Raw genomic sequence first — 25,931 nt, 5'->3', positions numbered from 1 at the left:
GTACGCACAACATTCACGATGCTTGCTTCCTCGCTTTTTCTTTTGATTTCTTCTCATATGAGTCTACAACAACAGAAGCTGCAGCATCCCCGACGATATTAACGGACGTACGGAACATATCAAGAATACGATCAACTGCAGCAATTAAAGCAATTCCTTCAACTGGAAGGTTGACCGCTGCTAGTACCATTGTTAACATAATCATCCCGGCTCCTGGAACACCTGCAGTACCAATTGATGCAATTGTAGTTGTAAACATAATTAGTAAAATTTCACTCATACCGAGATCAATTCCATAAAATTGTGCAATAAATAGGGCTGCAACACCTTGGTAAATCGCACTACCGTCCATATTCATTGTGGCTCCTAACGGTAATACAAAGCTTGCTGTTTCTTTTGAAACGCCAAGGTTTTCCTGAACGTTTTTCATTGAAACTGGTAGCGTTGCACCACTGCTTGCTGTACTAAAAGCGACAAGACCGGCTGGTGCAATTCCTTTTAAAAAAGTAAAAGGACTCATTCCAGCAAAGCCTTTAACCGCAAGAGAATACGCAACGAGAAGCTGTGTTAAGCAACCTAGCGCTACGGCAATAATCACCTTAGCAAGAGGTGCTAAAACAGCTAAACCATATTCACCAATAATAGGTGCTACCATTCCAAAGATACCGATTGGGGCAATGACCATAATACCACTTGTAATTTTAAACATGACTGTGGAAAAAGATTCAAATAGCTTTTGAACTGGCCTTGCTGGCTCTCCTACAAATAAAATCCCTAGACCAATTGCAATTGCCATAAAGATAATTTGGAGGATATTCCCTTCCATTAACGCTGCAAATGGATTTTCGGGAATCATGTTTAGCAGCGTCTCCGTAATCGTTGGTGCTTCTCCACTAGGCACAGTGGCTCCTTGGGGTAACGACACGTTAGCTCCTGTACCAGGTGCTAAAATTACGGCATATACAATACCAATTGTCACAGCAATTAATGTTGTAAAGAGGTAAAAAACAATCGTTCGTCCTCCCATACTAAAAAGCTGCTTCGTATCTTGTAAACTTGTTACGCCCACAATAAGCGTCGTTAAAATTAAAGGCGCCATAATAAATTTAATGAGCCTTAGAAACAAATCGCCAAGCGGCTGCACGACAGACATCTTATCCCCAAAGATAAGACCGAGCGCAACAGCTACGACGAATGCTACTAATACCTGCGTTAGTAACGATGGTTTCTTCATAGTTGTTCTCTCCTCATAATGATATTCCCGCTATATCCCATCGCCTTAACTGCTACGCAGCAACTCCCCTTTTTTGCATATTTATACATATTTTGTTTACTGCATATTATACACTTTCGGTTTATCACACTACCATCTTATTCTCCATAAGGACACGTGTCAACCCTCAAAAAAACTAAAAAACGAACGAAAAATAACCAATAATCATTTTTGTTCGTTTTTTTAGATTAATCAGGAGAAATCCCTTTAAAAAAGATATGTAAAATTTCCAAAGACTTATTTTTATCGAAAGAAGCTATATCATTGGGAGATAGCTGATCTATCTGTGTTTTTAAAGCTTGAATATAAAATAAAATTGTATCAACAGATAATTTTGGATTAATTTCTCCTTTTTGCTGGGAAATCTTAATAAACTTAATCAGTAGAGGCAACAATTGTTCCGTATAGAAAGATTGAAACCATTTTTGCAAGGGTTCGTCTTCCAGAATTAACTCTTGCAAAAATTGAGGATTAATTGTATTAAAAGACTTTGATTTTTCAAACATAATATTCTTTAGTTTTGTTTCAAACTTTGAATTGCTTAAAAGGAGCTGTTCATATAATTCAAACTGTTTCTTCAGATAAGCCTTTATTGTTTCTCGAATAAGCTGCTCTTTATTCTCAAAATGATTATAGATGGTTACCTGGGATACTTTTGCTTCTTTTGCAATTTTAGCGATATTCATACCGCTTGGACCAAACTGATTAAATAGTTTTAGCGTTGCGCTTTGTATATCTTGCTGTTTTTTCTGCTTTCTTCTTTCAAATCCATTCATCTTTACATCACCAAGCTTATTTTATCAAAAATATGAAATACATATAAGCAATTATTTCAAAAAGTATTGCAAGTTATTTCAAATCAGCATACAATAATTTTGAAATATTTTATTGTTAATATTTCAAAATTACCTTTTCACACAAAGGAGTTAATATGTATGATTCATTTAGAAAGCTTAACCAAGCAGTTTTCAAATCAAAAAGGCATTTTTAATGTTTCACTACATGTAAATGAAGGTGAAGTTCTTGGCTTTTTGGGCCCTAACGGAGCAGGAAAGTCTACTACTATTCGTCATTTAATGGGATTTATCCAACCAGATCAAGGGAGCTCTTTTATCAATGGGCTTAATACATGGAAAGAAGCCAATAAAGTTCAAAAAATAGTAGGTTATCTTCCTGGAGAAATTTCGTTTTTAGACGATATGACCGGCATGCAGTTTTTAGAATTAATGACGAAAATGAAAGGGATAAAAGACATCAGTTATCGAACCTATCTCATTGAGCTTCTTCAGTTTGATCCGACGATTTCCATTCGAAAGATGTCTAAAGGTATGAAGCAAAAGGTGGGGATTGTTACTGCTTTTATGAATCGCCCTAACGTTTTAATCTTAGATGAACCAACATCTGGTCTTGACCCGCTCATGCAACAGATATTCATTGATTTACTCGTTGAACATAAAAAGATGGGCACAACCACCTTTATGTCTTCTCACATTTTTTCAGAGGTTGAAAGAGTTTGCGATAAGATTGTCATTATTAAAGATGGAAGAATTGTAAAAGATGCACCTATTGAAGAGGTTCAAAGAAATAAGCGCAATACGTTTATTGTAGCAGTCTCTACTCCTGAAGAAGTACAACGTATTGTTCATTCTCACTTAGATGCAACGCAGCTTGGAGAACTTGAAGTACAAATCGCTGTAACAGATTCTTTCCATGAGTTATTTCAGCTGTTATCTGACATGAACGTAACAAACTTTAAAAGCAAGAGTGAAAGATTAGAAGATTTATTTATGAACTATTACCAAGAAGGGGGAAAATCAATATGAACGGACCCTTACTTACAACGATGCTAAAAAGTCACGCAAAATCCATCTTAAGCTACACGCTAGGTTCCACTTTTTACTTGTTGCTCATTATTTATATTTATTCTTCAATCTCCCAAGTAGAAGGACTAAACGACCTTATAAAATCAATGCCAGAGAGTTTGTTAAAAACATTTGGCATTGAAAATGGATTATCGTCTTTAAGTGATTTTATAGCTGGTGAGTATTACGGCTTATTGTTGTTGGTATTGCTGAGTATTTTTTGCATCTTAACATCTGCTTCTCTCATTGCAAAGCTTGTTGACAATGGTTCTATGGCATACCTTTTGTCAACTCCAGCTTCACGAATGACCGTTGTTCTTACTCAAGCTGTTGTAGGAGTAATTGGATTGTTTATTATTATTTTTATAACAACAGCTTGTGGCATTATTGTCACAAAGTTTTTCACATCAATAAGCGAATTTGATATGTGGGGATTTGTGAAGATGAATATTGTTGTCTTTTTATTATTTTTCTTTATTTCTAGCTATTGCTTTTTATGTTCAAGCGTATGCAATGAATCAAAAAAAGCTTGGAGCATCCCAACAGCTATCACACTTTTATTTTACGGAATTGACCTTATAGGTAAACTATCTGACAAGCTGGAATCCCTTCGCTACGCTTCAATTTTCTACTATTTTAACCCAATTGAAATTGGACGTGGAAACGAAGATATTTTTGTCACTTGCTTGCTATTTGGAATAGCTGGTGTACTTCTATATACAATAAGCGCTTTCTTATTTTCCAAACGCGACCTGCCTTTATAAAAAAGAGTTTGAGACATAGCAAAATGCTTGCTTCTAAGAGACGAACAATAGCTGTTCGCATCTCTTTGGTTTGTCTAAACAAGTTCGTTCCATTGCGCTATAGCCTACTCGCTTTCCGCGGGGAGGGACCTGAACTTTCTCGCTGCGCTGCGGAATCTCAGGTTTCCTTCTATTTCCCGCAGGCGTCAAATGCCCTATGCTTCATTCCATCCTGTTTCCAAACTGGTTTTTCCTAATCAACAAAAAACCTGAATGATTAAAAGTGGCAAACTCTTAATTATCCAGGTTTATCGTTGGCTGAATTACCTATATGCCAGCCTCTTTTTTTATCCTGCCTTCATAGGTATATTGCGATCTTGTTGGTAAATGTCATAAACTAAAAAACTAAATGCGTAGTAAAATGCAATGATTGCAATCGAATCTGACATAATATATATAGCTCCCAAACCAATTCCGACAACTAACGTCTGAAGGCTTAAGCGATCTTTTTGAAACGCCAGCTGTGACATGAAATAACCTAAACCAATTAAAATAGCTAATAACCAGCTATTTTGAATTTGCAAAATATCATGAATATAGATATAAAGACTTGGAAAATACACTAGCGTTTCTACTATGCTTGAAGTTCCACTATATGTAAGCCACCACTTGCGTTCTCGGTTCGTTTTTGGGACTGTTGCTTCAATTGAAGTCGGCATCTCCTGTTCCATAAATACCGTTTCTCCATGATCTTTCATCCATTGAAGCATAACCGATAATACAATAAATCCTAAAAAGATAAGCAATAATAAGTACTCAACCCAAGCTGGAAACATATTCTTCTGCTGTATGGTATCCAGATATACTGTTTGAAGTCCCCACTTCTCTACAGGCAGCGCATAGTATAGCATAATGACTGCGTAAAGAAGTAAAATGAGCACATAAAAAAACGACTGTTCTTTATAGTACCGAACTTTTTTCTCTTCAGATATTATTCGCCTGACCATAATACTTTCAAAGTAGGGACGAACAATACTGATAATTACGACTAAACAAGTAAATGCAATCATAAACCGCTTTAATCACCTTTTCACTTTTCATTATGTAATCAACTTTCCGTATGGTTCCTTATACAAAAAAGCAGCTATTCTTATCAATGGTTTCCTTTTCCTATAGTATCAAATATATGAAGTTATTTACAATGAAAATATTATGTGGAAATTAAGTTTGCCATGTTTATACCACTGATTGTAACCATTGGGGACCCACCTCCTGGATGAGTTGTTCCACCGACAAAATAAAGGCTTCTTACGTCTTTTGAAACGTTGCTAGGTCGAAGAAAGCTGTCCACTTTCCGATTAGCACTAATACCGTAAAGAGCCCCTTTGTACGCTCCAAATTGCTTTTCAATCCAGCTTGGGTTGATGATTTTTTGACAAGCTAAGGTAGATGTAATATCGACACCAAACCTTTTTAGCTTTTCATATATAACTTGTTCATAACCATCATCATTAGTCACTCCTGCTGGTGCGTTAACAAGAATAAATAAGTTATCACCAGGCGCTACGTTTTTATCTGTATAAGAAGAATTACAGATGTAGATTGTTGGATCTGACGGCAGCTGCTTTTTCTTAAACAGTTCATAGAATTCGTTTTTATAATCATCGGAAAAATAAACTTGATGATGAATAAGCGAATCATTTCTATTCTTTGTTCCAGCTAAAATAACATAAGCAGAAATAGAAGGTTCAAATTTGCTCACCATCTTGTTTGTGAAATGGGGACGGTCCGCTTCATCTACGAGAGACGGATAAGCTTGCAGTAGGTCACCATTCACAATAACGGAGTCTGCAGGCAATTTTTCACCGCTCTCAAGCTCAATCCCTACTGCCTTCTTATTCTCCACCTGTACTTTTTTAACTGCTTCATTTAGTATCAAGGTCCCTCCTGCCTTTTGAAACACTTCAGCAAATCCTTCAGCAATCCTAGGATTCCCCCCCTTAACATAGTAAACTCCTTCATTCATCTCTAAATGGCCAATCAATGAGAAAGTAGCAGGTGAAACATATGGTGAAGAGCCTATATACGTGGCGTAGCGGTTAAACGCGTTAATCACATTTTCATTGTCAAAAAAACGTCTGTGAAAAGAATCGATTGTTTCAAATGGCTTTACTTTAAGAAGACTCGTAAACAAAGACGGATTCATATAATCTTTCCATGATGAAAACGTTCGATAAAAAAACTCATCTTGTGCGATGGTATAGAGTTTTTTAACGCTTTCTAGGTATTGCTCATAGTTCTTTGCCCCTTTAGAATCTATTTGTTCCAGCTGGTGAATCATCTTATTTCGATTCGTTGTCATCATAAACGTTGAACCATCATTAAACCAATTTTTTGTATGATCATTTAATTTCATTAGAGGCATATAATCGTCTGGATTTTCTCCAGCCTCTTTAAACACTTGTTGAAAAACGTGTGGCATCGTAATTGTGTTTGGGCCAAAGTCAAAAGAATATTCTCCTAGCTTCATTGGCATCATTTTGCCGCCTACATGCCCATTCTTTTCAACAATTGTAACGTCAAAACCTCTCACTTGTAACAAAACACCCGCGGCTAATCCTCCTAAACCAGCTCCTACAATGATAATTTCCTTCATTTATAATGCCTTCCTTTCCATTGATAACCTTTGTGCTGGACGCTTTGTTTCATCGAATGGTTCATTAAGAATAGCAAGGTAATAGCAGAGATGGGCATCGTAATAAACAAATACCATTTTTGCTTAGCTGCTAGATCAATAAGTAATCTTTGAAGAAAAAGAAGCAATAATGGCAACAGCAAAAGTACCTGTTCAGACACAATACCATATAAAAATAGCGGTACTGGAAGAACATAATAAACAATAAAAAACACCATGAGAGCAACGAGTTTATTAAGTGATCGCCCTAACCCTGTATACACATTTTTTGCAAAACCATTCCATACCTCATCATCTTTTTCATACATGTAGCAGTTGACATGAGACGTTACGTTAGCCAAAATTACTTTTTCACCTTTCTCTTTCAGTGCTCTTGCAATATGCACATCTTCGACTAACGAACTCTTAACGGCTTCATGTCCTCCTATGCTTTCATATGCTTCTCTTTCAAAGAACATAAACGCCCCGTGTGCTGCAGTTGCAGCTGGGTATTTCCCCCCGTTTGCAATGATGGTTGGTAAATACGAAAACACTACAACATGCTGAAGAGGAACTAGGAGCGATTCCATTCGTTTCTTTACCGGAAATCTTGGAAAGCCCGTCACTAGCTTTGCTTTCTTTTTTTTAGCTAAGGCTAATACGTGTTGAATTGTATCCTTCTCTAAAACAACATCTGCATCAATAAATAGGTAGTAGTCACCGCTTGCTCGTTTTGAAAGCTGATGACAAGCGTGTACTTTACCAACCCAGCCTTCCTCTAAAGGCTTTCCTTCTATAACAGAAAACCTCTTATCACATTGTATTTCTTGTTCCAAAAGCTGTCGAGTTTGATCTGTCGATTGATCATCTAAAATAATGACTTCAATGCGCTGATAAGTAAGTCCTTTTAATGAACGTATGATGGACTTAACATTTCGTTCTTCATTACGCATAGGAATTAAAATAGAAACAAGTGGATCAACTTTGTTTTTGTTAAGCTGGTAGCTCGCTAAACGTGGCATCGTAAATATGTTAATAATGGTACCTATTATCATTATGATAAATAAAGCGCTATAATAAATCATCGCTTCACCTTCTCTTTCCACCAAGTTAACCACTCACTCAACGTTTTTCTCCCCGCCATAAACACGTCAAAAGTGGAAAGATCCTCGCTAACAAGCTTACTTTTAATACTATCTAACTCAGCAATTACAGCCTGTTCTAGCTTATGCGTTAATTCACTTCGACTGGTTTCTGTATTTGCTTCTATAGGTTTACCTACTTTAATAAATAGCTCTGGACGCTGATCATGACGAAAACTATAGCAATATGCAATTGGAATGGCTTGTACACTCTTTTCTTTTAACATGATAAAAGCCGGGCCGTCTGAAAATTGCAGAGGTCGCTTCTCTAAGTGTTCTTCCTTTCCCTGAGGAAAAATCCATACGGATTTTTTTTCTCTTAGCAATTTCCTGGTATACAAAAGCGATTTCATAACATGCTTGGGCGAGGATGGATTAACGGAAAATGCTCCAATTTTTCGAAAGAATGGAAAAGAATTCATACCTTCTTCAGACATCATTGCGTAGCTATCATGCTTAAGTAACACTCGATTTATATAAAAGCTAATTAAGCCGTCCCACCAACTTGAGTGGTTGGCAATAAATAGAGTCGGTTTATTATTCTCAACTGCTTCCTCCATATCGATGTAAATACGATAAAACTGCTTTTTCAACTGATAGTGTACAAACAGCTGCAAAACTCTCTCAAATCGTTTGTCTTTCTCCGGATAAATCATATTCTTTTCTCCTTTTGGTATAAAACAAAAAGAATGCTATATGGAATTAACGTCATAAGCACAACTAACCACAAACCGTTGACCGCTGCCACAATGACAAACATCATAACAATGGCACTATATAAAACAACCATTCGACTTTCCCACTTTGGCTCTTCTTTTTTTTCTAAAGTCTCTAGCCAGAAGTAGAGGATAAACTGAATAAAAAATGAAAGTATAAACCAGCCTGAGAAATTAGAAAGTGGAATATCATAATAAAAGCTGTTTCCTTCCCATACCCAGTACTGCTTTACTACATAGGCCACTGGGTCAATCGCTAAATCCATAATAACTGCAAATATAGATGAGATTGTTGCGTATACTAGCCCCTTTACAAGATAAGGTAATTCCATCCTTTTCATAATACCAAGTGCAAGTACACGGCTAGTCACAATTACCATTAGCCACGCTGAACCAATGGTGAGCGGTACACCTAAAATTTTGGTACCAAAATCTTTCTCATAATCATATGAACCAAATAAAAAGTCATAGTGTACACCTAGACTTTCAATAACAATGGTTGCAACCATCACAAACATTGCGACGAGCAGTGCCGTCACCATTCGATATGATTTTGCCATATAGATAAAAGCAATGAAGCCACTTACATGTAAAAACACTACGTTTGCCCATTCAAGCCATGGCGGTAACCAATCAAAAGCAAGCAGAACAACTCCACATATGTACCAAATAATAAAAAATTGATAAATCTTTTCTGTCAATCTTTTTCCTCCTCTCAGTTTCTTTATTAACTGTAAAATGTAGCTAGTCGCTACTAAAGAAAGCTTTTTTCTTTTTAATATATCTATTGTACTTTATACCCCCGCACTCTCTTATTCATGCTAGAACATCATTATTATAAATCCTTTACCTCTTATGCTCTATTTTCAATATGTTCTTTACTATGTTATGTACAACCTTATTAATATTTGACATAAAAATAGACATGAATGATAAGCTGAACAATTCAACTTTCATTTCATGTCTATGGTGTAGCATTTGCTTTTTTAGCTAGTAAAAGCTGAATTGGCAATCCAACTATAAGTCCTGGAAGCACAGACAGCATCGGTAGCCAAATTGGCCCAAGCAATACCCCATTAATTTTCACTACTGAAGCATACATGATACCTACGGTTACGAAGTAAGCACAGCACGCAAACGGTATAAATGAGTAAAGAGGAGGTGCAGTAGCTTCTGCATCTTTAAAGCCATCCCACATTGCAAAAAAATACAAGCATGGGTAAAACATAATCCACTGCATGTCAACAGTGGCTAATGCCTGTTCCGTTTCACCTAAAAAACTTAATCGTATTGCAGAGTTAAAATGTGCGCCCATATTAATTAAAAATTCCAATGCTATAAACACAATCCCTTTTACGTACTGCTTGTTTAATAATTGACTAAACCCTGGTAGGGCAATATTCCACAGAATTGCTTCTAGTCTAGTCAAAAAATCGACTCTCACATTTTAGAATATGTACAGGGGGCACTTGGCTTCGTAATTGTTTTCTCATCCTTATCTACCTCGCATTGATTTACGAATAGTTTTAGTAAAGGAGAAAAATTTATACTCTGAAATGTAATTTTCTGTAAGGTTTTTTAACGCTATGAATCAAAGCAAGCTTTTTAATATTTACGAAGAGAAACAATATCTAAGCCTAACAGACGCTTTCTCAGGAACTGAAAGCATCTGTTAATAATTCTTTCAAGGGTTTTTGTATCATTTCCTAAAATTCTAATGGCACATCCATTTATCGCCAATTTTGAAATACCTATATATCCATTCTGCTCTTCGCTTATTACTTCATCATACAACTCGTCAATGACCGAATCGATAATTCCTTCAGCAATTGCTAAAAAAGAACCGAAATGCGTATAGCCCTCCATTTTCATAATCGCATGGATGTCTTCATGAGGAGATAAAAACAAGTGATCAAAAACCATTAACTGATTTTTTCGATAAATTTTCAACTTTGAGCGCACTGAATGATACTTAAATGTCTGTCCATCAGGTGACCAGCCTGGTGTAATGATATCAGAGATAAAAAACGTTGCTTTTTCTTCCATATGTACAGTTGTTTCTTGTATAAAACGCGCACCTTCGTATAAAATAAGTGGATCTGGAAGGTATTCAACCACTGCTCCTTTTCTTAAGAACAGCTCTGTTTCTTGAAACACAGGTTCGTGTGGCGTTCGGTATACTTTTGTTGCAGCCTGTGTGGTCAAGCAAACATGTGCATCCTCTTTAGCTGTGATGCACGCTTTATAATGGTCCCCTCCAACATATCCACCTCCTAAATGTAGAAGGTAGATTGTCGGGATATGCTCTTCCATGTAGATTGGACGAGCTACTTTAAAAGCTCCATCATGATAGGTGTTATGAACAACCGTCTTATTTTTTACCTTGTGCGATTCAAGTTTTAAATAGCCTGTATAACTCATGATTCAATGCCGATAAGTAATACTTCTTTTTTAATCCACTGAATGACGTCAGCCAGCCCTTGATCCTTTTTCAAATTTGTAAATACAAAAGGCTTCTTGCCTCGTGCTGCAATTGTATCTTCTTTCATCACGTCTAAGCTTGCACCAACATACGGAGCTAAATCCGTCTTATTAATAATAAACAAGTCCGATTTAATCATCCCTTGTCCACCTTTACGGGGAATCTTTTCACCCTGAGCGACGTCAATGATATAAATAGAAAAATCCACAAGTTCTGGACTAAACGTTGCCGCTAAATTATCTCCGCCGCTTTCCACAAAAATCAGCTCAACGTCAGGATGTCTTTCAACCAGTTCATCGATTGCGGCAAAGTTCATAGAAGCATCTTCTCGAATAGCAGTGTGCGGACAACCTCCTGTTTCCACACCGATGATGCGTTCTTGAGGTAATACGCTGTTTTTCACTAAAAACTGAGCATCTTCTTTTGTATAGATATCATTTGTAATAACCGCCATGCTTAGCTCACTTTGTAATGCTCTGGTTAGCCTTTCTACAAGCATTGTTTTCCCCGCCCCTACAGGACCTCCTATACCAACTCTCATTGCATTCATTTTTTCGCCTTCACTATGAAGGCTTCCCTCCCTTATATTATTTTGTATTAAGACATAAATAAGCGGACGTGCAGACGTTCATGCTGCATTTGAGCAATTTCAAGCCCTGGCGTCATTGAACCAAGCTCACTCGAATCCGCACGAAGAATGTTCGTGACTGCTTGATCAATCTTTTCATGAAAAGCAAGTGAAATTCGCTGACCATCCGTTTGCCCAATTGGAATGCCACGAACTGCATTTTGAATAAGCGATGACACTGTAGCATACAAGTGCGTAGAAACAGCCGTTTGTTTACACACCCGTAATTGTTGAGCTATAATCGCAAAGACAATTGATGGATGACCAAAGCATTCTTTCCGTTGAATTTCGTGTTCATAGCATCTTAAAAGCTTGTTATTAAACAAATCAACACAAAGCTTTACCATTCTCTGACCAATTCTCCTTGTCCCTTCCCTTGTTTCTTTTGATAGCGTCAGCGCATACAGCTCTTGATCTAGCTCTATTATTTCCTGAAGATTCGCTTCTGACGCAAATTCGTATGCCAGCCGGCAAGCTAACCCATCTGTATAAGTAAGCTGCGTTTCTGTATACGTACTAAGAGCTTCAGAAAATGTATCGGCATTTGTGATTCGCTCTTTTTGGATATAGGTTTCCATACCAAACGAATGAGAAAAAGCCCCCGATGGAAAATTCGAATCACACAGCTGTACAAGCGCTAACAGTTGGTTAGTCATGACTATGTCCAATATGTCTAAATGCTTTTTGAACCGCTCTCTTTTCACGCTTATATGGAATTCTTAGTTCGTTAAGAAGCTCTTCAACTAAATAATCATATTGAACAAGCATTTCATTCTCTTCAAACTGCGCTGGCAAATGCCGATTTCCAAGTTGATGAGCAATCTCCCCCATCTGCTTAATACTTGTAGGTTGAATTGTTAATAAGTCATCTGCTACTACTTGAATGACAATCATATTTTTCTCATCCATATAAAGCACGTCACCATCTACAAGTTCACGACTTTCTTTTAGGCGAATTCCTAACTCTTTACCATGATCGGTGACAACTCGCTGCACGCGCTTTAACAGATGATCACTTTCCAAATACACTTTTTCAATATGCGGAGCTTTCTTTTCTAACGTAGCGACATTCCCAACAATTTGTTCTATTAACATTGCTTTCACCTCAAAATAAAAAGTATCGTTGTGCCATAGGTAATACTTCTGCTGGCTCACACGTAATTAATTCATCATCCACTCGTACTTCGTATGTTTGTGGATCCACATCAATTTTAGGCATTTCACCATTTAGCTTCATATCTGTTTTACTTAGTGAGCGAATCCCTTTTACAGGCTTAATCTGTTTCTGTAAATTCAAGTTTCTATGCACTCCTCGATTGTATGCAGCTTGCGAGATAAACGTTATGGCGGTTCTATGGCGCGCTTTTCCATAAGAAGCAAACATCGGACGGTATAAAACAGGCTGAGGCGTAGGAATTGAGGCATTAGGATCACCCATTTGACTGTGAGCAATCATTCCGCCTTTAACGATTAATTCTGGCTTTACGCCAAAGAATGCTGGGTCCCAAACGACTAAGTCTGCAAGCTTACCAGCTTCTACTGAGCCTACGTATTCTGAAATCCCATGGGTGATAGCTGGATTAATTGTATACTTTGCAATATATCGCTTAATGCGTTCATTATCACCAATACCACTATCGCCGTTTAACTTTCCTCTTTGCTTTTTCATCTTGTCTGCTGTTTGCCACGTTCTCGTAATCACTTCACCAACGCGGCCCATAGCTTGTGAATCAGAAGAAATCATGCTGAAAACTCCAAGGTCATGCAAAATATCTTCAGCTGCAATGGTTTCTTTACGAATACGAGAATCCGCAAATGCAATATCTTCTGGAACGGAAGGATCTAAATGATGACAAACCATCAGCATATCCAAATGTTCTTCTAGGGTGTTAATCGTATAAGGTCTGGTTGGATTTGTTGATGACGGGAGAATATTTTTAAAACTTGCCATCTTCATAATGTCAGGTGCATGTCCACCGCCTGCTCCTTCCGTATGATACGTATGAATGACACGATTTCCAATTGCTCTCATCGTATCTTCGACAAATCCGCCTTCGTTTAGCGTATCTGTATGGATTGCAATCTGCACATCATATTCATCCGCAACTTGAAGGCTTGTATCAATTGCTGACGCGGTGGTGCCCCAATCTTCATGAAGCTTAAGACCAATCGCTCCAGCCTCAATTTGTTCGATAAGAGGCTGCTTGGATGATGCGTTCCCTTTACCTAAAAAACCTACATTCATTGGAAAAGCCTCAGCTGCTTCTAACATCCGCTCGATATACCAAGCTCCAGGTGTGCACGTCGTCGCGTTTGTTCCCGTTGCAGGACCAGTTCCTCCTCCAATCATCGTTGTAATTCCAGAAGATAAGGCGGTTTCGATTTGCTGTGGACAGATAAAATGTATATGCGCATCAATCCCTCCAGCCGTCACAATTTTCCCTTCTGCAGCAATGATTTCAGTACTAGCTCCAATTACAATATCAACATCATCCATCAATAGTGGATTTCCTGCTTTTCCAATGGTTTGGATCATGCCATCCTTTACTCCAATATCCGCTTTGTATATCCCCGTATAATCCATAATGATGGCATTCGTAAAAACAAGATCTGCCGCTTCACTTCTTGTTGCAAGAGGATGCTGTCCCATTCCATCACGAATAACTTTTCCTCCACCAAACTTTACTTCATCACCATAGGTTGTAAAATCCTTTTCAATTTCAATAAAAAGGCTGGTATCAGCTAGCCTTACAGCATCTCCAACCGTCGGCCCAAACATATCTGCATACTGTTTTCTTGACATTTTAAAGCTCATGTTCGACCTACTCCTCTTTTAGCTCCCCCGTGGGTCCATTTGTTTTATTGTTTAATCCATATACATGCTTTGTTCCTGAAAAAGGTACAAGCTGGACCGTTTTAGGATCACCTGGTTCAAAGCGAACGGCCGTACCAGCAGGAATATTTAAGTGATAGCCAAACGCTTCTTTTCGATCAAATTCTAACCCGTAATTAACTTCGTAGAAATGAAAGTGAGATCCTACCTGAACAGGACGGTCCCCTCGGTTGGTTACCAAAACCTCAACTATCCCCTTATCTTTGTTACATACAATTTCATCTTTACGTAACTTGTATTCTCCGGGAATCACTTCTTCCCCCTCCTCTATCGAATTGGATCATGTACCGTCACAAGCTTTGTTCCATCTGGAAATGTTGCTTCCACCTGAATGTCATGAATCATTTCAGGAATACCTTCCATCACATCATCTCGCGACAATATTTGTGTTCCAAGCTGCATTAATTCAGCAACGGTACGACCATCCCTAGCTCCTTCTGTCATTTCATATGTAATAATGGCAACCGCTTCTGGATAGTTCAGTTTTAACCCTCTCGCTTGCCTACGCCTTGCGAGGTCTGCGGCGACAACCACCATAAGCTTTTCTTGCTCTCGCTGTGTGAGTTTCATTTAAGATCTTCCTTTCTGTAGAACATGCATGACGACCAAAAAACAACTTCTAACAATAAATGTTACTTAACCTAACATATAATTAATTATAGTGAATCTTCAGATTAAATCAAACTCTTTTTCTATTTTTATACAAAATAGAGAAATAAAAAAAGAGATGTCTGCAATGAGACATCTCTTTTTCTTATCAACTATTAATTTAATACTGTAACGTTAACTGTTTTACGACCCCATTGCTCTGCATCAGCTTGTGCAGGAACAAATACGTCGATTTTATTACCTTTAATCGCTCCGCCAGTATCAGCAGCGATTGCTTCTCCATATCCTTCAACATATACTTTTGAACCTAATGGGATTACGCTAGGATCTACAGCAATTACTTTTTGGTTTGGATTTGCTTTTAAATCTACTCCCGTAGCAGTTACACCACTACATCCTTCACAGCTAGCTGTATAAGCAGTTGCTTCAACTGTTAACTGCTTACCGCTCTGTTGTGATTGTTCAGCAGGTTGTTCCTCTTTAGCTGGCTCAGGTTGTGGCGCTGGTGCAGCCGCTTCCTGAACTGGCTCTTGTTTTTGCTCAGCTTCTGGTGCCGGTTGTTCGGCAGGCTCTTGAGCTGGTTCTTCCTTTGGTGCCGGCGCAGCTTCTTGCACAGGTTCAGCTTTTGGTGCTGGAGCTGGTTGTGCTACAGCTTGTGAACCTCCATTTGTTTCAATGGCAAAGACCTGTCCTGGAATGATAAGGTCACTTCCTAATCCGTTCCAAGCTTTAATTTGCTCTACTGTTACGCCATATTCTTGGCTAATTGACCATAATGTATCGCCGCGCTCAACTTTATGTGTAATCTCTTTTATAATTGATACATTTAAATTTTGTTCTGGATGAATAATCGTTGATGTTAAGTTATTTGCATCTTTTAATTCGTCAACGCTCACATCATGGTTTTGAGCGATGCTCCACAACGTATCACCTTTTTGTACTTGATACGTTTCGTTTGCACTTGCAGATGCTCCACCTGCAAGCCCCGCTGAAAGGATTGCTGTTGTTCCTAGAGTAAATATAAATTTCTTCATTTACGAATACCTCCTTATTTACTCAATGACTGAATGATATCACCTAGAGATTGCACAGCCATTACAGGAACATTCAACTTCCATTACAAAAATAACGCTTTTTTAACATGAAACTGTAATTTTTCTGATAATTTGTCCATATGCTTCAATAATTTCCATTTATTTGGTGTTTTTTACAAACAAATCTTCCTATTCCTTTTTATCCATAAAAAAAAGCACCCTAATTGTTAGATAATTCTATCAATTAGGATGCTTTTCATCAATTGCATCCATGTGGTTATTTATTTTTTATTAAAGCCTTGTTTCTCTACGTACTTTTTCATATACATACGCGTCGGGTTCGATAGCATATGAGCCATTTGACCAGTCCACGTATCGTTTCTGTTTCCATTTGTACGCTCATTATAATAAGAAGAAATCTGTTCATTATAAGCTTGCAATTCTTCAATAAACTTATTGTGATCTTGCTCGTATACTTCTTCATGATACACATTAGCTTGAGGTAAACGAGGCTTTTTATCCGTATCGGTAGCCGGATACCCAATCGTTAAACCAAATAGTGGCAGTACGCGACTAGGGAGCTTTAATAATTCTTGAACATCTTGAAGCTGATTTCGAAGTCCACCGATATAACAGATTCCAAGCCCCATCGACTCCGCAGCAATTGATGCATTTTGAGCTGCTAAAGCTGCGTCGATTAAAGCAACCATGAATTTTTCAGTACTTTCAAGGGACTCAGATAAATCTTTGCCCTCCATTTCAGCAATAACATCGTGCCTATGCAAGTCTGCACAAAAAAGAAGCAAGTGACCATTTTGGGCAACATAAGGTTGATTACCCGCTAGTTCAGCCAAGCGATTCTTAGTTTCTTGATTTTTAATTCCAATTATTGAATATGCTTGTATATAGCTTGAGGTAGAAGCTGCTTGGGCACTTTCTACAATTTTATGAACCTGCTCATCTGTTAAAGGTTTATCTTGATATTTCCTCACTGAGCGATGACTTAAAATTGTTTCAATAACTTCGTTCATTTTTTAGAACCCCTTTTTCATTTTAATTCATTCACTTCTTAGTATAACGAATCTCTCCTTTTTTCAACATTTTTCTGCTTTATAACCGACTCTTTGTTGTTTCGTATTCATATAAATGAAACCGGTTCGCCAGCACATCTGAAACGGAATACTCAATGCTTTCAATGTACTCATCCATTCTTCGTAGTAGCCGGTTGCGCTGCACATCATTTTCAAGTACTTTCACCAACTGCTCTTCAAGCAGATAGGCTTTATCCAGAGGCATTAATAAGCCTTTTCTTTTTAACGTTTGAATATTAATTTGTTCTTGCCCTGGAAGTGAAGAGTGAATAAAAATAGGTAGGCGTTTACGTAAGGCTTCACTAATCGTAACACCGCCTGCTTTTGTCACAACTGCACTAGCTTGTTCATATAAGCTATTCATTTGCTCTCTGCACGCAATATAAGGAAGAGGTGTAATGCTTGGATGATTTAACATTACCAACTCTTGAAATAGCTTTTTGTTGTTTCCACACAGCACTACGTATCGGTAAATACTATCGTAGGGAACGGAGCGAAGCATTTGTTTTACATTGCCAAGCCCTGCATTCCCTCCAGCTATTAGAATCGTTCGTTCAGACCTTGAATCTATTCGTTTATTTTTAAAAGCAGCATGAACAGGAATTCCAGTGACATAAATATTGTGAGTAGGCACATTATGAATACTTTCTAAAAAGTTTTTTGTCTCCTTATCAGGTACGCAGTGAATATCCACGCCACTTTTTCCCCATACATCGCTTACTAAAAAATCAGTATAAATATTAACAACGGGTGTATTAATAATGCCTTTTTCTTTTAACCCACTGATGACGCGCGAAGGAAAGCTATGAGTACAAACAATAACGTCTGGTTTTTCTGCTTCAATTAAACGCTTCATGTTATATTCAATAATTGGCCAGCTTTTAACAACAAAATCATCACACGTATGATTTTCCTCTTTATAAACGTGCCCGTGATAAAATTTTTCAAACTGCCTTGGAAACATAGAGATCCATTTCATATATAGAGATGATATTAATTGCTCAAGAGGTTTGCTCCAATAACTTAAACAATCAATCTTTTTCACTGAAATTTGCTTATAATTTGCCACCAGCATTTCCATTACAGCGTCTGCCACCTGATGATGTCCAGATGCCATCTTAAACAAGGGCAAAAATAAAATCTTTTTCATCAATGATCACTCCCTTTAAAGCGGGTGTTTCGCTTTTTTCGCAGCTGTAGCATAACGTAAACAACAAAAAATAAAATGGCTCCTCCAACAATAATTGAAATATGAACCTGATCTCCAACAAAATAACCTAACAATAAAAAAGATAGCACCCATACAATTCCGCCTATTAGCGAAAAACAAACATATAATAAAAAAGGATAATGACTAATTCCTGCAAGGTACGGGCTAATTTGACGAAGACCAGGAACAAACAAGCCAAATAAAATTGTCCACTTCCCATGTCTATGAAACTTCTCACGAGCAGCTTTTAATTTAGGTTCAGTTAATCCCACATACTTTCCATACTTACTAAAAAAGGGAACGCCTGCATACCTGCCGAGCAAATAAGCAACCAGCATTCCAATAATAACACCTAAGCAAGCATAGATTGTTGATGAATATAAAAGCAGCTGTCCTTTTGCAATAAACATTCCAAGAATAATTAAAAATGACTCTTCAGGCGCTGGAATTCCAACAATCCCGCAGAATAAAATTAAAAATATTGTGATATAACCGAATGTATTAATATAATGCGACACCATTGTTAATTCCACGTGCTTGTTCCTTCCTTTTTTAATTCAGAGAGTGTTTTACTATTCATCTGGCGCTGCTTAGCATACGGAATGAATTCTCTTAAAGCGCCTATTGTCTGCTCTGGTGCTCTTTCATCTGCTCCTTTTGTTTCTCCATTATCATGCAACACATAGATTGCGCCACGCTTTAATTTACTCTTCATTTCAGCTTCTAATGCTTTTTTTGTTTTCTTAAGCGACCAATCTCCAAATATATTAGACCAAATAATTGTATGGTAAGGTTTTGCACACCAAACACTAAATAAATTTAAATGTCCCCAAGGAGGGCGATAAAATATAGGCTCTACGCCCGTTGCTTCTATAATAGCATCCTTACACATTTGAATTTCTTTCTTTAATTGTCCTGGTGTTAAGAACCACGCGCTAACATGCTTATGATGATGAATACCAACTTCATGCCCTTCTGCTACCATTCTCTTTAACAAATCCGGCCGTTCATTTGCGATTGTCCCAACTACAAAAAAAGTTGCTTTCATCTCATGCTCTTTTAATAAATTCAGAATTTGCGCAGTATATTCTCTATGCGGTCCATCATCAAATGTTAAAGCAAATGATTGAGTTTGTTTTAAGTGCGTACATACGCGAGGGTGAAACCAGCGATACAAATAAGTCGGTAGTACTGCGTACAACAGCCAGAAGCAGCTAACTACTAACAAAACAAACAAAAGCCATTTTATTACAATCATTCCAAATTACCTCATCTTTAATATTCTTTCATTATAACGTTTTTCTAAGCCTTTTGTTTCATTTTTTAAACATTTTAATCCTAACAAGCCTGATGGCACCGCGCAACTATAAAAAGAGAATGGAACATAAAATAATTCCCTCGATAAGAAGAACCATGACGTTTCTTCAATGGTTAGGTTGAAAAACGCATTCGTTTCATTGCTTTATAAACACTCGCTGCTCCCTACCGAGAGAAATCTAATCCTCTATTTCTTGGGAAAATTGAGTGTCCTACGCTCCATTCTTCTCTTTTTTTAAACCAATTAAAAAATATCCGAACGCTTACAAGCTAACTCGCAAGCGTTCGGATAGATCATTAGCTGAAATGCTTATGTCTCAGCCTCTTGTCATTTATTTGTTTCCATAAATACGTTCATACCATGTTTTGGCTGCTTCTACTTCTGTTCGCGTAAGCTGATGACCAAAAGATTCCCAGTGAACGTCAACGGTAGCTTGTGCACCTTGAAGCAGTGTTGTTAATTCTTTCGTCTCATCCGCTGGGCAAATTGGGTCGTTTATTCCTGCACCAATAAAAATTGGAATACCTTGTGCATTAGGTACTTCAATATCTCTTCTTGGTACCATCGGATGAAAAAGTATTGCGCCTTTTAATGATTGTTCATAGTGAAACAGTAGGCTTCCTGCAATGTTAGCGCCATTTGAATAACCGATTGCTACTATATTTTCCCGATTAAAGGCATACTTTTCAGCTGCTTCTCCTAAGAAATCATTTAGTTCTTTTGTTCGAATTGCTAAATCTTCTAAATCAAAAATACCCTCTCTTAAACGCTTAAAAAATCTCGGCATCCCTTGTTCTAACACGTTACCTCTAACCGATAGCACAGATGCTGTTGGATCAATCATTTCTGCAATCGGCAACAAATCCTCTTCTGTTCCACCCGTTCCGTGAAGCATTAGCAAAACTGGCTTTTCGCTATTTGTTCCTTGTTTAAAGATATGTTTCATCTTTTTTCTCACTCCTCTGCATATTAATATCTCGAATTAAAGATATTTATTATTATACGAACTCTTCATATAATTGTAAAGTTACTGCTCTTTGAATGATTTTAAATAAATTGAACATACTAACAAGCATTTAAACCAACAAAGCTTTATCCATGTGAACTAAAAAACAAGCACTGAGTAGTCCATACATTGCACGACCAATTATTCAATACGAGCTTTCACCTTATCAAGTAGCTTTACTGTTGCTCAACATTTCGCATCTTTTTGTAATAATCTCCCTTTATCTTGTTAATATTTTCTATATTGTACCGATAGTAGTAAATGACCTAGTGTTGAAAGATTACTTTTAGCACTTAAAATAACGTACGAAGAAGGATTCCTCAGGGTGTCGCATATTGCTTTATTTGACAAACCAAGATTTATGGGTACACTAAATGCAAGATGTATCCGTCTTGTTTAAGCTTTTTGTAAATGAGAAAATTTCAACTACTTTTGTTGCAGAAGGTTGTACTATACAACAAGACTACGTTGCTAGGTATAATTCATTTCTTCAAAAGTGCGCGTAACGTTCATATCAGGTGCAAACCAACCTTAATACTTTAAAAGCGTAACTAGTTAAACTATCTAGTGAAACAAGCAAACACCGTTGTCAATAAGCTACATAAAGGACATGCACTGATTTAGGTCATAAGAAAAACCCTTTATCTTCACGCTTGCATCCTATGTGATAACTTACTAAAAGGATAGAAATTAATCTATCTTATTGAACGCGGAATTATTAATTAGTGGAGTGAGAAACCATGAGAAAATTTATTCTCGCTGTTTTAACCGTTGTCCTAGTAATCCTTCTAGGCGTCACTTATGTGTTAAAACAATTTGAACAAACAGCTAGCTTATCATACAGCAAGCTGCAAGCTGTCCAGAGCACTGTCATTTATGATAAAAACAATCGACCGCTTGATGAATTATATAAGACGGTCCCAAGACAAAATGTATCCATCGATGAAGTGCCTGACCATGTCAAAATGGCATTTGTGGCAACAGAGGATCGCCGCTTTTACGATCATTTTGGAATCGACATGCAGGGAATTGCCCGGGCTATGTTTAAAAACGTTATTACAATGAGCAAGGCTGAGGGTGCAAGTACCATCACCCAACAGCTTGCACGAAACTTATATCTCTCTAACGATAAAACCTTTAAGCGCAAGTTTGACGAAATGTTTTTATCAGTTGGACTTGAAAAACAGTTTTCAAAAGATCAAATTCTAGAACTATATATGAATCAAATCTATTTTGGTAGCGGCGTATACGGTATTGGGGCAGCATCTCAGCTGTACTTTAACAAAGATGTATCCCAATTGAGCGTTGGCGAAGCGGCTCTGCTAGCTGGACTTCCAAAAGCGCCAAGCACATACTCACCTGCTAGCAGCACAGAAGAAGCAACCAAACGCCGAAACGTAGTTCTTCAGCTCATGTTAGACCAAGAAGTCATTACGCAAGATGAGTATAATCAAGCTATCAACGAACGCGTTATCAAACCAGACGTAACGTTTAAGCAACGAAATAGCCATCAAGCTTTTGTCGACTATGTTGTCCGTGAAGCTGAGAAAACGTATGGTGTTACCGCTGAAGATTTATACAAAGGCGGCTACGAAATCTATACTGATTTTGACCCACTTCTTCAGGAATCCATTAATCGCTCTGTAACTAATCACGTGTTTGCAGACGATACGGCATCACACAAAGTAGAAGTTGGAATCGCGGCTATCAATCCAAAAACAGGTGGTGTATCGGCTATTTACGGCGGCCGAAATTATCAAACAAACGGACTAAACCGAGCTACAATCGGTTATCAGCCTGGATCAGCTATTAAACCACTTGCAGTATATGGCCCTGCTCTTGAAACTGGTGACTATAGCCCAACAACTACTCTTGTGGATGAGCCCGTAGATTTTAGCGGCTATAAGCCTCAAAATGCAAACGGTCGCTATCTTGGAGAAATACCGATGCGAGAAGCCATTGCTCGCTCAGTCAACACAACAGCTGTATCGCTTTTAAACGAAATTGGCTTTAGAGATTCATTTAACTTTATGGAAAAAGCAGGCCTTCCATTAACTGATGAAGATCGCAATTTATCGCTAGCTTTAGGAGGAACTACAACAACATTCTCTCCTCTTCAATTAGCACAAGGCTACTCAGTCTTTGCGAACGAGGGTAAAGTGACAAAGCCTTATGCGATTAAGAAAATTCAAATGCGCGGCGGCGAAGAGCAAGAGCCGGAAATTGAAACAGAAGAAGTAATGAGTCCACAAAATGCTGATACAATGACGTCTATGCTAGAAGACGTTATTGAAAAAAGCTATGGTACAGGAGCTAACGCTCGTTCTTCTAAAGATGCAGCTGGTAAAACTGGCACCACCCAAGATTATGGAGATGCTTGGTTTGTTGGTTATACAGACGAGGCCGTCATCTCTATTCATACAGGGTTTGAAAAACAGGAAACTGATGAAAAAAGAAAGAAACTGACCAGTGGTGGTGGCGAAGACCCTGCTACATTATTTAAATCCATTATGGATAGTTGGTAAATCAAAAGCGGAAAGCATCTATTGCTTTCCGCTTTTTTTATAGAACTGTCTTATGCTTCTTAAGAGAAAAAAACGAAACGTTAATAACTCGACAAATTGTGACGTAGTGTAAAAGCGTCAATACAACGATACCAGCATTCATTCCGATAATAATTCCTGTCATACCGATAGTTGGCTGTGAACCGAGTACGAACATAAGTGAAAAGGAAACAACGTGAGACCAAATCGTATGAAACAGCGCATCTTTTACGTAGCCTAATCCAATTAAGTAAGCTTGAAGCGGGATTGCAAAGAAATGAAAGAGAAAATATGGCCACAGTGCCTGTAAATAAAAAACGGCTTCTGTAGAATGAAAGAATAAGCTTGTTAGCGGCTCTGCAAAAATATACATAGCCAAAACAGATGGAATACCGTAAATAAACGTAAGCTGCATACTTTGAAGAAGAAGCTTTTGTAATTGCTTTTCTTGATCTTTTGCATGCGCTTCAGACACGGCAGGAATAAGCGCTACTAAAAGAGAATGAGCAAAAAATGCTGGAAAAAAACCAATGCTCATCGCAACTCCTGTAAGCATTCCAAAGTGCTGCGTTGCACCGCTAAGCGTCATGCCTGATAGAATAAGAGCATGCTTAATCAAAAATGGTTGGATAGCATTACAAACCGCATTAAACAAACGTAACCCAGTTGTTGGCAAAGAGACGCTCAGCAGCTTCTTTCGTACATCCTGAGGTGTTAATAGCGCTCTATGCCCTTTTGTAATAACGTTTAATTGCGTCACATATGTGATTAAAAAATAAAGTAAGATAACAGCTTCTGTTCCAATTAGGGTACAGATAGCGATGAAAAGAGAAGTTTTTACATCTGTGAACTGAAACATCTGAAAGATGACAAATAGAATAGTTAATTGAAAAGCTTTTCGGATAAAGTTTGAAACCGCAATGGTTGACATACTGTTTTTCCCCGTAAAATATCCCCTCAGTACGGCTGAAAACGATACAATTGGAATAAAGATTAATACAGCCCACTTTAAGTAAGGATGGTAATGAGTAAAGAAAGGAAAAAACGAAACAACGCCAAACGTCACGAAGAAAATAACGAGACTTAATACCGTTGCAAATGTGATGGCATGCTTCATCATATTGCGATGCTCATGCCGATTATGCTCTGCAATAAATTTTGAAATAGAAATGGGCAGCTCTAAGTTGGCTACGGTGGCAACAAGAAAAATAATGGGCAGAACCGTCATATACATCCCCATTCCTTCTTTGCCAAGCTCTCGTGCTAATACCATATTTACTAAAAATTCAATCAGCTCGCCTGCAAAGGCAGCTCCTGCTAAGATAAATGTTCCTTTTAGAAAAGTGTTCATCTACTAATCTCCTCAATTCTTGTCCTACATACATGTATGACAACAATCTAATTATCAATTTCTCTACTCAATCTCCCTATACTTTGTCCTACTTTCATGTTATGTTCACCTTATGAAAAATAGAGCAATTTTATACCTGTTTAACACAGAGCATTCCATTTTCGTAAATTAATCATTGCAAGAAAAGAACAAAGTAGGTTAAAATTTTTCCAGATTCATATTTTTAGCGACCACCTTCTCTTAGGTGAAAGGAGAAAGAGCTATGACAACGATGACAACAATAAACTTACCATCAAAGCAAGAACGCCATAAATTATTCGGTTCAGTAGAACCCGGCCCAAAAACAAAGCCTACTAAAAAAGAAGAAATGGCTGATCTACAAAATAAAAAGAAAGATTTTTTATTTGATATTCAAGCGGTTGGTGTTTCCAACGTTAAAATACCTGTAACCATATTTGCACCAAGTGGAGCTACGCCTACAATTGCTACTTTCACTCTCACTTCTTCTATTCCAAAGGATTCAAAAGGAACAAACATGAGTCGCTTTACGGAACTTTTAGAAGAGTATCGCAAGCGCGGTGAGTTGAACTTAACGTTTGCTGCACTAACTTCATTTGTAGAGGAGCTCTCTGAGCGCCTACGTATTCCCGATGCTAAAGTAGAGATTGCATTCCCTTGGTTTTATGACCAAGCAGCACCTTCTTCAGGATTATCAGGTCTTAATCATTCTGAAGCTCGCCTAAAAGTTGCTTACACAAAAAAAGCTGGTGTAACGTTTGAAGCTGGATTAACAGCTGTTGTAAAAACGCTATGTCCTTGTTCAAAAGAAATCAGTGAATATAGCGCTCATAACCAGCGTGGTTACGTATCCGTAGATGTTCGTTTAGCTGCTTCAATCAATGATGATATTGACTGGAAGCATGCTTTACTAGAAGCCATTGAATCAAATGCAAGTGCTAAAATTCATCCGATTCTTAAACGTCCAGATGAAAAAATGGTTACTGAACAAGCGTATGAAAATCCACGATTTGTGGAAGATATGGTCCGCTTAGTAGCTGCTGATTTATACGAGTATTCATTCGTAGAAGCCTTCACTGTGTCCTGTCGTAATGAAGAGTCCATTCACTTACACGATGCTGTTGCAACCATTACTTTTGATAAACATTCAGAGTAATTAATGAGGCTGGGACATAAGTATTTTAGCCAATGATCTATCCGAACTGTTGAAAGTTAACTCTTTTCGATAGTTCGGATATTTTTATTAATCGAAAAGGGCATAAGACACGTGACCCCTGTAGGCAATAGAAGAATGCACATATCTCCCGCACAGTGGAGAGAAACTTTGATTTTAACCTA

The 25,931-nt window shown here is 37.8% G+C and carries 26 protein-coding genes; 4 read left to right on the top strand and 22 right to left on the bottom strand.

Annotated elements, in window-relative coordinates:
- Window positions 1–13: 13 nt before the first annotated feature.
- Together V2145_RS07095 and V2145_RS07090 are read right to left on the bottom strand one after the other, a co-directional pair.
- Window positions 14–1,234 carry a dicarboxylate/amino acid:cation symporter gene (locus V2145_RS07095; protein WP_131887885.1) on the bottom strand — a complete coding sequence of 407 codons (1,221 nt, stop codon included), beginning with the start codon at window positions 1,232–1,234 and terminating at the stop codon, window positions 14–16.
- 227 nt (window positions 1,235–1,461) lie between these two features.
- On the bottom strand, window positions 1,462–2,049 hold the full coding sequence (locus V2145_RS07090) for a TetR/AcrR family transcriptional regulator (RefSeq protein WP_131887886.1): 588 nt from the start codon (window positions 2,047–2,049) through the stop codon (window positions 1,462–1,464).
- 159 nt (window positions 2,050–2,208) lie between these two features.
- On the opposite strand from V2145_RS07090, the gene V2145_RS07085 reads away from it, so the two are divergent.
- Together V2145_RS07085 and V2145_RS07080 are read left to right on the top strand one after the other, a co-directional pair.
- Window positions 2,209–3,096, top strand: a complete 888-nt coding sequence (locus tag V2145_RS07085; protein WP_094910397.1) for an ABC transporter ATP-binding protein — start codon at window positions 2,209–2,211, stop codon at window positions 3,094–3,096.
- The gene (locus V2145_RS07080; protein WP_330987444.1) at window positions 3,093–3,899 is read left to right on the top strand and encodes an ABC transporter permease subunit; all 807 of its coding nucleotides are present in this window, start codon (window positions 3,093–3,095) and stop codon (window positions 3,897–3,899) included. Before V2145_RS07085 ends, V2145_RS07080 begins: the two co-directional genes overlap by 4 nt.
- A gap of 326 nt (window positions 3,900–4,225) precedes the next feature.
- On the opposite strand, the gene V2145_RS07075 is transcribed toward V2145_RS07080, so the two are convergent.
- From V2145_RS07075 to V2145_RS06985, 19 genes are all read right to left on the bottom strand, one after another.
- Window positions 4,226–4,948, bottom strand: a complete 723-nt coding sequence (locus V2145_RS07075) for a hypothetical protein (RefSeq protein ID WP_094910399.1) — start codon at window positions 4,946–4,948, stop codon at window positions 4,226–4,228.
- Between the two features lie 140 nt (window positions 4,949–5,088).
- A complete protein-coding gene (locus V2145_RS07070) occupies window positions 5,089–6,534 on the bottom strand; it encodes a phytoene desaturase family protein (protein ID WP_330987443.1) in 1,446 nt (481 codons plus the stop codon).
- Window positions 6,531–7,637 carry a glycosyltransferase gene (locus tag V2145_RS07065; RefSeq protein ID WP_131887889.1) on the bottom strand — a complete coding sequence of 369 codons (1,107 nt, stop codon included), beginning with the start codon at window positions 7,635–7,637 and terminating at the stop codon, window positions 6,531–6,533. The genes V2145_RS07070 and V2145_RS07065 overlap by 4 nt, the downstream gene beginning before the upstream one ends.
- The gene (locus V2145_RS07060; protein ID WP_330987442.1) at window positions 7,634–8,350 is read right to left on the bottom strand and encodes a lysophospholipid acyltransferase family protein; all 717 of its coding nucleotides are present in this window, start codon (window positions 8,348–8,350) and stop codon (window positions 7,634–7,636) included. The genes V2145_RS07065 and V2145_RS07060 overlap by 4 nt, the downstream gene beginning before the upstream one ends.
- Window positions 8,347–9,111, bottom strand: coding sequence for a carotenoid biosynthesis protein (locus V2145_RS07055; protein WP_256993292.1), 765 nt, complete (start codon window positions 9,109–9,111; stop codon window positions 8,347–8,349). Before V2145_RS07055 ends, V2145_RS07060 begins: the two co-directional genes overlap by 4 nt.
- Before the next feature lie 263 nt (window positions 9,112–9,374).
- Window positions 9,375–9,839 (bottom strand): hypothetical protein, encoded by a 465-nt coding sequence (locus V2145_RS07050; protein WP_094910403.1) that lies wholly within the window; start codon window positions 9,837–9,839, stop codon window positions 9,375–9,377.
- A gap of 176 nt (window positions 9,840–10,015) precedes the next feature.
- Window positions 10,016–10,831 (bottom strand): urease accessory protein UreD, encoded by an 816-nt coding sequence (locus tag V2145_RS07045; RefSeq protein WP_330987441.1) that lies wholly within the window; start codon window positions 10,829–10,831, stop codon window positions 10,016–10,018.
- Window positions 10,828–11,442 (bottom strand): urease accessory protein UreG, encoded by a 615-nt coding sequence (gene ureG / locus V2145_RS07040; RefSeq protein WP_094910405.1) that lies wholly within the window; start codon window positions 11,440–11,442, stop codon window positions 10,828–10,830. The genes V2145_RS07045 and ureG overlap by 4 nt, the downstream gene beginning before the upstream one ends.
- 47 nt (window positions 11,443–11,489) lie before the next feature.
- Window positions 11,490–12,176, bottom strand: coding sequence for an urease accessory protein UreF (locus V2145_RS07035; RefSeq protein WP_311857643.1), 687 nt, complete (start codon window positions 12,174–12,176; stop codon window positions 11,490–11,492).
- On the bottom strand, window positions 12,169–12,615 hold the full coding sequence (gene ureE / locus V2145_RS07030; protein WP_094910407.1) for an urease accessory protein UreE: 447 nt from the start codon (window positions 12,613–12,615) through the stop codon (window positions 12,169–12,171). Before ureE ends, V2145_RS07035 begins: the two co-directional genes overlap by 8 nt.
- Before the next feature lie 10 nt (window positions 12,616–12,625).
- The gene (ureC, locus tag V2145_RS07025) at window positions 12,626–14,335 is read right to left on the bottom strand and encodes an urease subunit alpha (protein WP_330987440.1); all 1,710 of its coding nucleotides are present in this window, start codon (window positions 14,333–14,335) and stop codon (window positions 12,626–12,628) included.
- Window positions 14,336–14,342: 7 nt separating this feature from the next.
- On the bottom strand, window positions 14,343–14,666 hold the full coding sequence (locus V2145_RS07020) for an urease subunit beta (RefSeq protein ID WP_311857639.1): 324 nt from the start codon (window positions 14,664–14,666) through the stop codon (window positions 14,343–14,345).
- Between the two features lie 14 nt (window positions 14,667–14,680).
- Window positions 14,681–14,983: an urease subunit gamma gene (locus tag V2145_RS07015; RefSeq protein WP_210610637.1), complete on the bottom strand. Its 303-nt coding sequence runs from the start codon at window positions 14,981–14,983 to the stop codon at window positions 14,681–14,683.
- Window positions 14,984–15,177: 194 nt separating this feature from the next.
- Entirely contained in the window at window positions 15,178–16,056 is an 879-nt protein-coding gene (locus tag V2145_RS07010) for a LysM peptidoglycan-binding domain-containing protein (protein ID WP_311857634.1), read from the bottom strand.
- Window positions 16,057–16,337: 281 nt separating this feature from the next.
- Window positions 16,338–17,087 carry an oxygen-insensitive NADPH nitroreductase gene (gene nfsA, locus V2145_RS07005; protein WP_330987439.1) on the bottom strand — a complete coding sequence of 250 codons (750 nt, stop codon included), beginning with the start codon at window positions 17,085–17,087 and terminating at the stop codon, window positions 16,338–16,340.
- Between the two features lie 79 nt (window positions 17,088–17,166).
- Window positions 17,167–18,297 (bottom strand): MGDG synthase family glycosyltransferase, encoded by a 1,131-nt coding sequence (locus V2145_RS07000; protein WP_094910418.1) that lies wholly within the window; start codon window positions 18,295–18,297, stop codon window positions 17,167–17,169.
- Window positions 18,297–18,890, bottom strand: coding sequence for a DedA family protein (locus V2145_RS06995; RefSeq protein ID WP_330987438.1), 594 nt, complete (start codon window positions 18,888–18,890; stop codon window positions 18,297–18,299). The genes V2145_RS07000 and V2145_RS06995 overlap by 1 nt, the downstream gene beginning before the upstream one ends.
- Window positions 18,881–19,615 carry a polysaccharide deacetylase family protein gene (locus V2145_RS06990; protein WP_330987437.1) on the bottom strand — a complete coding sequence of 245 codons (735 nt, stop codon included), beginning with the start codon at window positions 19,613–19,615 and terminating at the stop codon, window positions 18,881–18,883. Before V2145_RS06990 ends, V2145_RS06995 begins: the two co-directional genes overlap by 10 nt.
- A 391-nt stretch (window positions 19,616–20,006) precedes the next feature.
- The gene (locus V2145_RS06985) at window positions 20,007–20,621 is read right to left on the bottom strand and encodes an alpha/beta hydrolase (protein ID WP_131887896.1); all 615 of its coding nucleotides are present in this window, start codon (window positions 20,619–20,621) and stop codon (window positions 20,007–20,009) included.
- Window positions 20,622–21,421: 800 nt separating this feature from the next.
- Here V2145_RS06985 and V2145_RS06980 point away from each other — a divergent pair.
- Window positions 21,422–23,206, top strand: a complete 1,785-nt coding sequence (locus V2145_RS06980; protein ID WP_131887897.1) for a transglycosylase domain-containing protein — start codon at window positions 21,422–21,424, stop codon at window positions 23,204–23,206.
- A gap of 37 nt (window positions 23,207–23,243) precedes the next feature.
- Here the strand turns inward: V2145_RS06980 and V2145_RS06975 are convergent, their stop codons facing one another.
- Window positions 23,244–24,575 carry a polysaccharide biosynthesis protein gene (locus V2145_RS06975; RefSeq protein ID WP_131887898.1) on the bottom strand — a complete coding sequence of 444 codons (1,332 nt, stop codon included), beginning with the start codon at window positions 24,573–24,575 and terminating at the stop codon, window positions 23,244–23,246.
- Window positions 24,576–24,837: 262 nt separating this feature from the next.
- On the opposite strand from V2145_RS06975, the gene folE2 reads away from it, so the two are divergent.
- A complete protein-coding gene (gene folE2, locus V2145_RS06970) occupies window positions 24,838–25,749 on the top strand; it encodes a GTP cyclohydrolase FolE2 (protein WP_286175427.1) in 912 nt (303 codons plus the stop codon).
- Window positions 25,750–25,931: the final 182 nt, after the last annotated feature.

The sequence above is a fragment of the Priestia sp. GS2 genome, assembly GCF_036409025.1.
Classification (GTDB): domain Bacteria; phylum Bacillota; class Bacilli; order Bacillales; family Bacillaceae_H; genus Priestia; species Priestia aryabhattai_A.
The sequence above is the reverse complement of the archived record's forward strand: the minus strand, read 5'-3'. Positions and strand labels throughout refer to the sequence as shown.